The organism is Kordia aestuariivivens (assembly GCF_014397005.1).
Lineage (GTDB): Bacteria > Bacteroidota > Bacteroidia > Flavobacteriales > Flavobacteriaceae > Kordia > Kordia aestuariivivens.
In genome coordinates this window covers 120,031-131,518 of record NZ_JACGWS010000004.1, presented here as the reverse complement: position 1 = coordinate 131,518, position 11,488 = coordinate 120,031, and the positions used below count along the sequence as shown (strand labels likewise).

The window sequence follows — 11,488 nt, the reverse complement described above, 5'->3', positions numbered from 1 at the left end:
TATTGGGTAATGATTCTCAGAAAACACACCATATACATATAATCAGAAACCATCAATAATCATTGAAGTTATATGTATAATAGATACAAACCTCAGACCAACTGAAAAACTGTATCACAATTTTTGCGTTGATTATGCATATAAAAAAAGGCTTTCTGTAACAGGAAAGCCTTTTGAGTATATCAACTTTTCCTATAAGGTTTCATAACGTTAATTTCTATCAAAAAATCACAGATTTTAAAAATAACAGAAGCATTTCATAAATAATGTATACTTTTAGGCGTCAAACACATTACGAAGTCTATTCATGAAGATACTCATCACGGGAATTGCTGGTTTTATTGGATCGCATGTTGCAGAACATTTACATAATTTAGGTCATGAAGTTGTTGGAATTGATAATTTTTCAGATTATTATCCTGTCGATTTAAAAAATAAAAATGCTGCGGTTCTCAAAGCCAAAGGAATTGAAATTTTAGAAGCCGATTTACGCGATATTGCTTCCATTAGCAAATTACCCGAAAGTATTGAATACATATTTCACTTTGCAGCACAACCAGGAATTGCTGCGACTTCAACGTTTGAAGATTACTTAACGAACAACGTGATTGCCACGCAAAATTTACTTACGTATGCATTAGCACAAACTTCATTACAATTATTTGTCAACATTGGAACCTCATCTATTTATGGTTTAAATGCTACGTTTCCCGAAACGGTGGCGCCAAAACCAGCTTCGCATTATGGAGTTACCAAATTAGCCGCGGAACAATTGGTGTTATGCAATTCACGATTGAACAAACTCAACGGATGTTCCTTACGTTTATATTCCGTATACGGTTCGCGAGAACGTCCAGATAAGCTTTTTACAAAACTCTTAGATTGTGGATTGAATGATAAAACATTTCCTTTATTTGAAGGCAGTTTAACGCATTTACGAAGCTTTACGCACGTAAGTGATATTGTGAAAGGAATCACAAGTGTTATTGGCAAAGAAGATGTGTGTAATGGCGAAATTTTCAATATTGGAACCGAAGCCGAATACACGACACAAGAAGGTGTTGATGCCGTTGAAAAACTTTTAAATGCAACGATAAAATTTAAGATGTTGCCGCCACGTTCGGGCGATCAACAACGTACTAAAGCAAATATTGACAAAGCACGAAAGTTGCTAAACTACAATCCGACTGTTACATTAGAAGAAGGTGTAGCTGAGCAATTGGAATGGTTTCGGAATTTGTAAATTAATTTGAAAATTTGACAAGCTCAATATAAAGCTTTTCAACTTCTAACGTCACTTCGAGTGATTTTCTATCATATCGAGCGCAGTTGAGATAGATAGAAAATTGTATCGAGAAGTACTTTGAAACTAAAATTTAATATGTGTTAATTTAACTCTTCTGCTGTTTCAAAACTGTACTTTTTTTACAGAAAAACCGTAATATTCATAAGTGATAGATTTTTAAATTGTTGATTATTAAACTCTTAATATCAACACAGATGAAAAAAAAGAACCTAAAAAACTTCGCGCTAAACAAAAAATCAATCTCAAAATTACAATCTAGTTCACATATTGTTGGTGGAACCGATTGGCCAGATACTGCAAAATATTGTCCAGATCCAAATGGAAGTAATGGTTGTTCAGATCCGTGTAACCCTATAAATATTCCAACGATTGACATTCCTACCATAAACGATAGCTGTTTTTCATTATGTGATGATAAATGTAATGATTGGTAGAAACTAAGGATATAAACGACAAGCGATCTTCGGATCGCTTTTTTTATGTCTAAATAAAATGAAAGACTATTTTTTAGAAATCAAATACATTTCCGTTCGTAAACGGTCTTTATAACCTCTGTTTGTATTGTCAATCGGATTCAAATCAAAGGTTTCTTGATAGGTGATTTCGTAATTTGGAAATGCTTTTTCAACACTTTTCTTGCCGCCAATCATCACCAAAACTTTAAATGTATTTTCTTTTGGAATTTCTAAATCGTGACTGTGTACAAGTGGAATTTTTCCACCATAATCCCACACCAATTCTGGCGATTGAATATTGAACATGTATACTGGAACTTTTTCTTCTTTTGCTTTGCGCGATATGTCTTGGAGCGAATTGTAGTTTGGATTGTCTAAAAGCGCATTTGCCAATGGAAAACCAGTGACAATAATCATCATTACAAATACAATGATGAGGTAAAATGAACGCTGAATCTCTTTTTTGAAAAGATATTTTAAGATAAAAAATCCAATCGGAACTAATGCTAAAGACGTCAAAATAAATCGGAAGTAAAATCCTGATAAGCTGTCTTTTAAGAAAATATAACCAACAATTGGGAACACTAATCCAATCAATCCAACAATTCCAAAATTTAAGTACACCGGAAACGTTTCACGCTTATCTCTATTCGTTTTAAACGTTCGAAACATATATTCGATATAAAAACTTGTCGTGTATGCTAATGGAATCAATACAGGCAATAAATAGCGCGATTTCTTTTCAGGAATAACCGACAATAAAATGACCGCAGCAAGCGTCCAAAACAAGCAAAATTTGTATGCTTTTAAATTCTTAACTCTCGATTTTAAATACGGATAGAGCAAACCGACAAACGCAACCACTGTCCATATTCCTGATTGTACAAAGAAACTCCAATAGTAGTAAAACGGACGTACATTACGATCTTGCCAAGCGGTGGTTTCTTTCTCCGCAATTGCCGTTGCCGTTTCGGTGTCCATTTCATAAATATAAAGTGCCCACCATGATGATAAAATTGCCGTAACGACTATTAAACCCAACAATGGCAACCATTTTTTCTTAAAATTGGTGTATTTATAAACGATGCTATACGCGATGATAAACGGTAAAAACAATGCAAAATGTGACACAGGACCTTTGCTCATAAACGATAAGCCAATAAAAATTCCTGCAAGCAACGAGTTACGCCATATATTTTCTGCGGAAGCGAAAAAATGAAATATATAGTAAATTCCAACGAGCATAAAACCGTGCGCAAAAATGTCCCAAGTTCCGTTGCGTCCAGCAAAAATGATGTAAAACGAAGTTGCTAAAATCAAGCTGCTGATAAACGCATGTTGTTTGTTCTTTAAAAAGTGACTTCCAAAACGATAAGAGCACAATATCAATATCAAAGTTATAATCGCGGAAGGAATTCGCAAGGCTGCCAAACTTTTAAAACCGAATGCCATTCCAGAAATTGCGGCTAGCCAAGTTGGTAACGGCGGTTTTTCGTAGCGTGCTTCGCCGTTCATAGTCGTAAGCAACCAATTTCCATCGCTTACCATTTCGCGTGCTGTAATGAAATTACGAGCTTCCATGATATTTGGATATAATACATCAAGATTCACAAAAAATAATGCAAAACATACGATAACTAAGATCCAAACGTAATTTTTTTCGTGTATAAAATTCATGACTGATTTCTTAAGAGCATTATATTTCTAACATACGTAACAATTCCAAAAACGTGACCAGCAATTAAAATTGGGTCTTTTCTAAAAATGGCATACGTAAATATCAAACTAGATCCGAGCAAACTCAACATCCAAAAACCAAAAGGCAAGCTGGATTGTTTTTGTTTTTCAGAATAAATCCATTGATATACAAAGCGTAAGGTAAAAATAATTTGTGCCACAACGCCCAAAATCAATAACCAATCAGGAATGGCTTCGTTGTTCAATAAATTATCAACATCTTGTTTTTTATTGTTGTACCCAAACGCAATAATAATGAGTGGAAATATTAAAATGAAGATCCGAATGAATTGGTGCATTTTACGCCATTCGCCTTGCAATTGCATGTTTCTGATGTAAATAAAGTACGTTAATACTTGTCCAAGCATGATAGCTAAATCGTCTCGTAAATAGCCGTAAATAAAGAGTAGGAAGGAAGCAATTAAACTGAGTTTCCAGAATAATGATGGCGTTAGTACCTTTTTCTTCTTTTCAGAGATGATCCATTGTAACAAGGTTCTTCCCGAAAATAATAATTGCGCAAGCGCGCCAATTGCAAAAACATACCATGAAGTCATCATCCTTTCTTAGCAATAGAATAGTTGATGTACTTTTTCTTCATCCAAACATACGCAAAGCAGTCCATTAAAGGCCCTAATAAGCGATTCCATAAACCGTATTTTGCTTCGCCAGCAATTCTTGGAAAATGTTGCACAGGAACTTGCTTTACTTTTCCTTCTTGCAATAAAATCATCGCGGGCAAAAAACGGTGCAATCCTTTAAACATCGGAATGCGTTTTGCATAGTCTGTTTTGATAATTTTTAACGGACAGCCTGTATCGTCCATTCCATCTTTGGTGAACGTTCTGCGAATACCATTCGCAATTTTTGAAGACATATTTTTTACAAACGAATCTTTTCGGTTGGCACGAACGCCAGTCACCAAATCGTATTCGCCAATATGTTCTAGGAGTAAATCAAAGTCGGAAGGCGTCGTTTGTAAATCGGAATCAATATAGCCAACTAAACTTGTGGTAGTTTCGTCAAATCCGGCTTTAATAGCGGCACTCAATCCACGATTTTCAGCAAAAGAAACAAAATTAAAAATGTCACTATTTGCACAGATTTTTTCAATCAATTCCTGGCTTTTATCTTTAGAACCATCATTTACAAACAAAACGAATACTGGAATTTTTGCAGATTGTGCATACGCTGACAACTCTTTTTCAACTCTTTCTAAATTATCTTCCTCATTATATACAGGAACGACGATTGTAAGTTTTGTATCCATTTACTAAGACTTTGTTTCTAAAAATACCTTAAAAATATGCGCCAAAGTTATTGTTTTTTTACAATATCGACTTGTATTACCATGATTTAATAGTAATTTCTTAACAACAACCAGATTCCGGCGTACAACCAGCGTTTACATTAGCTTGTACTTCAGATAATTTCATCTTTGGTTTCTGTGCTGGAATTCCACAATTATCCTTTGCCAAGCAATCGGTTTGTTTCGTTGTTAATACGAAGTGATTATCTTCAAAATCCAATCCGTATTTACCAATAGTTTCTGCTTGATATTCTACCTCAACTTCCAAATCTTCAATCTGTAATATCTTTTCAGACAGTTCAATGATGTTCATTAATTTCTTTGGTTCCAATCGGTGATCAATATCAGTATCAGACCATAATTGAAAATTCACCACTTTTTCTGTGCGAACCACACCGCCGCAATCAATAAAATGTTTAGACACCATTCCAACTTCGGTCACATGAAAATGACTTTCTACTTTTTGTGCGTTTGGTAAATAAAAATCGAGTTGTTCTAAATTGTGTAAGCGGTTTTTAACTTCTGATAATTTCATAATTCTATATATTAAAAGATTAACATTTTTTGTTGTTGGATAACGAAACAGTAATGGTTTCCATATGTTGCAAAACTTCACTCCAAGTTTGCGTGTTGATGCAATAGCAAATATTCTTTCCAGAGATTTGTCCCTGAATCAATCCAACACGTTTCAATTCTGACAAATGTCTAGAAATTGTCGGTTGAGCGAGTGGAAGCTCCATCACAATATCATTACATATACACGATGGACTTTTCGCCAAATAGTGCATAATGGATAAGCGTGCCGGATGCCCAAGTGCTTTTAAAATTTCTGACATTGTATTTACTTCTTCAGTAAACCCTGTTGTTTTTGTTATTCCCATATTGCAATATTAGAATATGTTTGTTGAGTAGAAAATTTTTAAGTGTTAAAGTTTTAAAAAAGTGAAGAAGAAATAGAATAGTAGTATTGTAAAGTCAATTTACGAGATCCCGTTTTGCAACGGGATTAGTTTAACGTACAATTTTCAATGCGTCTTAGATACTGAATCAAGTTCAGTACAAGCTTTTTAAAAATGAGTTAAACTAAAAAAAAGGGAGGCCCTACCATAAACCTCCCTTTCAATAAGAGTTGTGTTAAAAACACAACAATAAGTAAGAATTCAAATAAATGAACTCCTATTTGCTGTTTATCTGAAATATTGTGCTGTTTTCGGCTTAAAAGAAACAATACACAAATTTAGAAGGATTGAGTGTTTGTGTAATAAATAACTACATATTCATTCTAAATTCAGTGTTGTAAAACTATTGAATCCATTAGATAATAGTGCAGGTTTTAAATTCCTTTCTACAAACTTCACATTTAATCGATCAAAGCTATTGAATGTAAGATTTTTTATACGTAAAAAATGAAAGTTTTTATAATAAAATAAAAAGAGATGTTCTTTTTGTAAAAATTTAAAACAAAAAGACCGTATTTCTTATTAAGAAGTACGGCTTTAAGTATCGTTATTTACTAGTTACCTAAACAAGTATATTCAAATGTATATATATTGTATTCAGAACTTTTTTCTAAAACTATAAAAATGGGCAGAATCGTTTAAATGCATTGTTCGTTTGATATAATGTACGGTTTGAAGGAAAATTTTGATAGTATACAAATTATAGTTCATAGAACCCTATAAAAGAAGTAAGGGGAACTTTTTTCAAAGTTCCCCTAAGTATAGTGGATTCCCCTAAATCCCTAAAACTGTATTGCATGATTCAAATGTATGCAGAAGTCTTAAGTATGGGATAAGGTGTCATGTTATAAAAGCTACGGTAAAACCGTAAAAACGTTTTTTTGAAGCGATTTTTAAGTTTTTTTGCAATGTATGACCACTTTTTTTCCAGTAAAAACTGTTGTCAAGAACAAAAAGTCAATTCCGCCATCGGAAATGGATAGTTTTTTTCGAATCGCAGCGACCGATTCTGGAAAATTACGCGTCGTAATATTTGCCTTTTTTAAATTTAACTCTTTTTTGATAATCTTCTTCGTATATGGAAGTATTTTTTGTACTTCAAAACGTCTTCCAGGAAATGGAATTAACGAATCGGAAGTATATAAATGTGAATGTTGATGTAGTTTTTGAAGCTGAAATGCTTTTGCAATACTCAAAAATGCACCTGCTTTTAGAATGGCAGCATTGGGTTCGTACAGATATTTTTTAGGAAGCCCGTAAGTTGATTGGAGTTCTTTTTCTTCTGAAAGATCAAAGTCGAAGGTTTCTGAGGTTTCTTTTTTTAGATTGACAGTTTTGATCAAAACATCGTTTGTGCTTGCATTTTTATCCAACAACCAAAGTAGTTCTTTCACTTCGTTATGAACCGCCACAACATGCACTTCTTTCACATGTTTTAAGGAACGCAAACCATTTGTAATATCGAGTAGTGGAGCCGTTTTGATTAAAAGAGTTGTTGCGTGTTGGAATAATAGATTTTGATGCGTGACAACATCGGGCAAACAATCTTCTAGTAAAAACACTTTTCCTTTTACATCATTTCTGCGAGATGGATCAATATATATACAATCAAAGGTTTGTGGTGTATTTTGTAAATATTCAATTCCGTCTGTCGCGATGGTTTTAATATTTGAAACCTCAAGTACTTTGTAATTATGCGCAACGATTTTAGATAATTCTGGCGAAATTTCACAATGTGTAACTTCTTGAAACTGTTTTGAAAACGCATAACAATCGACACCAAACCCGCCTGTCAAATCAATCAAGGAAGTTCCTTTGATCAAACTTGCTTTATACTTAGCTGTTTGTTCAGATGAAGTTTGCTCAATGTTTAATTTATTTGGAAAATAACTATTTGCCGCATTAAACCAAGTGGGTAATTTCTTTTCACACCTGGCTTTCGCTTGAATTTGCTCTATGATTTCAGCAAATGGAATGCCGTCAACTTCTTTGTGTTTTAATAAAAGCGTTGTTGGATCATCATGAAGATGCTCAGTAATAAATTGTTGAATTTTTGGTGTTAACAGCGCTAAATTCAATGGTTAAATGTCTTTGGTGAGCGATTGTACAATTTTATTCTCGGAAAGAAACTCTTTCAAAATCACTTTAATCGCCGTATAAGATGGCACAGCAATAACCATTCCTAGGATTCCGAATAATAATCCCCAAATAATAATGACTAGGAAAATTTCTAGCGGATGTGATTTTACAGAATTAGAAAATATAAGTGGTTGACTTAAAAAGTTATCGACCAATTGCGCAACTACGAAGAAAATCATCACGCCAATCGTGTTCGGTACAATAACAGCACTAAAATGATTTGGAATTTCACTATCTAAATTACTTGTCATGCACAAAATCATCATCAAAACACCGCTAAATAAAGGTCCTATATATGGAATCAAATTTAATAAAGCACATAAAAAGGCAATTACAATGGCATTATCAATTCCGAAAATAAGCAACGCAATTGTGTAAATTATAAATAGGATTAAGATCTGAAAAACCAATCCGACAAAGTATCTTGATAATAAATCTTTAATCTTTTCAAACGATTTACTCAATCTTTTTTCTTTGTTATTTGGCATGAAAACCATAATTCCTTCTTCTAGTAATGCACTGTCCTTCAGTAAGAAGAAAGAAATAAATAATACAGATAAGAGTCCGATACTAAAGTTTCCAAAGCCACTGATGAGCGAGTTGAAAAAGTTTGGAAGAATCGTATAATCAATGTTTGTAAGTAGTTTTGAATCTTTGAGTGATTGATCTAAATCAATACTGTTAGTCGCCAAATACTCAGAAATTTGCGAATATAAGGCTTCAATATTTGCTTTTAATTCGTCGATATTGAGCAGTGATAATTTTTCTCCTTGTTCCACGACTAGTGGAATAAACATTGAAATTAAGCCAATTAATAAACCAATCATTAATGTCATGGTGAAAATAACGGCAAGCGTATTTTTGAATTTTAACCGCCTTTTTAAAAAACGAATGATAGGCCTTCCAATCAACGAAATTACCGCTGCAATTGCTATATATAGAATGACAGATTGAACTAGATAGAGAAAATATAGGAGTGCTAAAACACCGAAAATAATTCCCACAGCTTTTAAAATTCCGTTTGCAATCGTATTTGAAGTCATGTTTGTCAGTTTGTAGCTAAAATTAATATAATATAATTAGTTCGCAAGCATAAGTTGGCGTGTTATTTCGTAGAGCACAATATTTGTAGCTTGAACCACATTCATACTACTGTTTTGACCAAACATTTCAATATGTGTCACCAAATCAGATTCGTACAACGTTTCTGGATTTACGCCAAAACTTTCATTGCCAATCACCAAGGCAATTTTTTCAAACTTAGAAAAATCAACTTCATGAATGGCTGTACTTTTCTCGGTAATTTCTAATGAAATAATGCTGTAATCCTCTTTTTGAAGTTGTGCAATCACTTCGTGAATGTCTTCTTTAATTTCAAAAGGCACTACTTTTTCGGTAGCGCGCGCAGTTTTTGTCATCTTTCTACCGAATACAGGAATATTTTCGCCACAAAAAAATATCTTTTCAACACCAAAAGCATCACTAATTCGAAACAACGAACCAATATTTGGCGCATTCGAAACCTGATCCGAAACTAACACAATAGGAAAATTTCGTTTCGTAAATTCTGTATTATAATGCGTGAGTTGTGGCATGAATATTATCTAAAAAAAGGTTATAACTCATATTAATCAATCATCATTTTATTAAAATCAGTAGCTCTCTTTTTTTGATCGAACCAAAAAAATGCAGGAATTCCAAAAGTTATTGCACCAACTATATAACCTAAATACCAAACAATAACAGTGAGTACAGCTGCAACTAGAAATGCAATCAATAGTAATGTCATATTCATTTCACCATATAGCCTATTGATGTGTTTCTTTGTATGATGTCCGCAATGTTTGCAACGTTCATTAAATTCTTCACCAATTTCATCTTTCAAATCATATCGATTATCAGATTTTACTTTGATATAATTTATTTTTCCACAGGAAGGCGATGTGCAATAATAACTAAGTCTCATAGCCAATTTTAAAAGAGTGGGTTAATTTTTAAAAGCGTAGTGTACAATATTTGCACCCATTCGTAAGGCTTTCAAGCGAATTTCATCCGAATCGTTATGAATCTCTTTATTTTCCCAACCGTCGCCCAAATCACTTTCAAATGTAAACAATAATACCAATCTATTTTCATGGAACAATCCCAAAGCTTGTGGACGCAAACCATCGTGTTCATGAATTTTTGGTAATCCTTTCGGGAACGAATACGGTTGTTTAAAAATTGGATGCGTTGCCGGAATTTCTTTTAATTCCTGATTTGGAAATACTTTTTTCAGTTCCTTTCGGATATACTGATTCATTCCATAATTATCATCAATATGTAAAAAACCACCAGAAGTTAAGTACTTCCGAAGATTTTCGGCGTCTTCATCTGAGAAAAATACATTTCCATGTCCAGTCATGTGAACAAACGGAAACTGAAACAAATCGGTGCTGCCAACTTCTACCGTTTGCGGTTTTGCTTTAATTGCGGTATTGATATTTTCATTGCAAAACTGAATCAAATTCGGAATTGCAGTCGGATTCGAATACCAATCGCCACCGCCAGCATATTTCAAAATTCCAATTTCTTGCGAATGCGTAAGCGAAACGCTCAATAAAAATAAAAGGATCGTAAGCTTCTTCATGTAAAATCGTCTTATATATGGCAAGTTAAACTTTAAGATCATGAAACGAAAATATTTAATAACACTTTCACTTTTTACCATACTATTTTTTACTTCTTTCACAAATATGATACCTAAAAAACACAATGCTGTTGTCGTTTTAGAATTATTTACTTCGCAAGGTTGTTCAAGCTGTCCGAGTGCAGATGTGTTGTTAGACAAAGTTGGAAAAGAATACCAAGATGCAAATGTATTTACCTTGTCGTATCATGTTGATTATTGGGATTATATCGGTTGGAAAGATCCGTTTAGTCAAAAAAAATTCACGGAAAAACAACGTTTGTACGCGCAAAAATTTAACGATAACCGAATTTATACGCCAGCAGTTATTATCAACGGAAAAGAACATTTTGTCGGTTCTAATCGTTTAAAAATGTATGCCAAAATAAAAGAATATAAAGAGAAAGTTTCTACGAATACTATTTCGCTTGGCGCGATAAAACAAACGGCAAACAACATTCAATTCAATTATAAAATCACGGGCGATCTTTCAAATACCAAAGCTAGAGTTGTGTTGGCAATTCAAGAACGAACAACGGAAGTAAAAAGTGGTGAAAACGCTCGAAGAACCTTAAAAAACAACAATATTGTTGTCAGCGAGCACTATCTGACGGAAGTCAAAAAAACAGGAAAGTACACGATAAACATCCCGAAAATCGTCACTAAAAATGATCAATTAACGGTTTTACTAATTCTTGAAAATGATAAGTTGGATATTTTGAGTGCGGATAAATTGGTTGTTGGCTTTTAGGTGTTAGGTCGCTTCGCTTTTGGGTCGCTAATTCGTCTTTGCGAGGCGTTTGCGACGAAGCAATCTGTTTAATAAGAAGAAGATTGCCACAAGTTTTTTCAAAACTTTCGCAATGACGTTTCGAATTAGTGCTGATACTAAAACTAAAAATAGATTCCTGCCTT

Annotated in this window: 13 protein-coding genes; 3 read left to right on the top strand and 10 right to left on the bottom strand. The window is 33.6% G+C overall.

The genetic code is table 11. The features are described 5' to 3' along the window. The first annotated feature begins 307 nt into the window (after window positions 1-307). Window positions 308-1,243, top strand: coding sequence for an NAD-dependent epimerase/dehydratase family protein (locus H2O64_RS08010; protein WP_187561665.1), 936 nt, complete (start codon window positions 308-310; stop codon window positions 1,241-1,243). Window positions 1,244-1,500: 257 nt separating this feature from the next. Continuing rightward, complete coding sequence (locus H2O64_RS08005; protein ID WP_187561664.1) at window positions 1,501-1,740, top strand: hypothetical protein; 240 nt, start codon at window positions 1,501-1,503, stop codon at window positions 1,738-1,740. Window positions 1,741-1,806: 66 nt separating this feature from the next. Here H2O64_RS08005 and H2O64_RS08000 read toward each other — a convergent pair whose 3' ends face one another. From H2O64_RS08000 to H2O64_RS07955, 10 genes are all read right to left on the bottom strand, one after another. Further along, complete coding sequence (locus H2O64_RS08000; RefSeq protein ID WP_187561663.1) at window positions 1,807-3,438, bottom strand: ArnT family glycosyltransferase; 1,632 nt, start codon at window positions 3,436-3,438, stop codon at window positions 1,807-1,809. Continuing rightward, a complete protein-coding gene (locus tag H2O64_RS07995) occupies window positions 3,435-4,055 on the bottom strand; it encodes a lipid-A-disaccharide synthase N-terminal domain-containing protein (protein ID WP_187561888.1) in 621 nt (206 codons plus the stop codon). Before H2O64_RS07995 ends, H2O64_RS08000 begins: the two co-directional genes overlap by 4 nt. Next, window positions 4,055-4,768 (bottom strand): glycosyltransferase family 2 protein, encoded by a 714-nt coding sequence (locus H2O64_RS07990; protein WP_187561662.1) that lies wholly within the window; start codon window positions 4,766-4,768, stop codon window positions 4,055-4,057. The genes H2O64_RS07995 and H2O64_RS07990 overlap by 1 nt, the downstream gene beginning before the upstream one ends. A 100-nt stretch (window positions 4,769-4,868) precedes the next feature. Further along, window positions 4,869-5,342, bottom strand: a complete 474-nt coding sequence (locus H2O64_RS07985) for a DUF6428 family protein (protein ID WP_187561661.1) — start codon at window positions 5,340-5,342, stop codon at window positions 4,869-4,871. Between the two features lie 19 nt (window positions 5,343-5,361). Further along, complete coding sequence (locus H2O64_RS07980; protein ID WP_187561660.1) at window positions 5,362-5,688, bottom strand: ArsR/SmtB family transcription factor; 327 nt, start codon at window positions 5,686-5,688, stop codon at window positions 5,362-5,364. Window positions 5,689-6,659: 971 nt separating this feature from the next. After that, window positions 6,660-7,844: a class I SAM-dependent methyltransferase gene (locus H2O64_RS07975; RefSeq protein ID WP_187561659.1), complete on the bottom strand. Its 1,185-nt coding sequence runs from the start codon at window positions 7,842-7,844 to the stop codon at window positions 6,660-6,662. Between the two features lie 3 nt (window positions 7,845-7,847). Then, window positions 7,848-8,948, bottom strand: a complete 1,101-nt coding sequence (locus H2O64_RS07970) for an AI-2E family transporter (RefSeq protein ID WP_187561658.1) — start codon at window positions 8,946-8,948, stop codon at window positions 7,848-7,850. Between the two features lie 36 nt (window positions 8,949-8,984). Beyond that, window positions 8,985-9,500 (bottom strand): TrmH family RNA methyltransferase, encoded by a 516-nt coding sequence (locus H2O64_RS07965; protein WP_187561657.1) that lies wholly within the window; start codon window positions 9,498-9,500, stop codon window positions 8,985-8,987. 32 nt (window positions 9,501-9,532) lie between these two features. After that, window positions 9,533-9,871: a hypothetical protein gene (locus H2O64_RS07960; RefSeq protein ID WP_187561656.1), complete on the bottom strand. Its 339-nt coding sequence runs from the start codon at window positions 9,869-9,871 to the stop codon at window positions 9,533-9,535. Between the two features lie 21 nt (window positions 9,872-9,892). Then, window positions 9,893-10,534 carry a DUF4159 domain-containing protein gene (locus H2O64_RS07955; RefSeq protein ID WP_187561655.1) on the bottom strand — a complete coding sequence of 214 codons (642 nt, stop codon included), beginning with the start codon at window positions 10,532-10,534 and terminating at the stop codon, window positions 9,893-9,895. A 40-nt stretch (window positions 10,535-10,574) separates the two neighbouring features. On the opposite strand from H2O64_RS07955, the gene H2O64_RS07950 reads away from it, so the two are divergent. Next, complete coding sequence (locus tag H2O64_RS07950; protein WP_187561654.1) at window positions 10,575-11,324, top strand: DUF1223 domain-containing protein; 750 nt, start codon at window positions 10,575-10,577, stop codon at window positions 11,322-11,324. The last annotated feature ends 164 nt before the right edge of the window (window positions 11,325-11,488 follow it).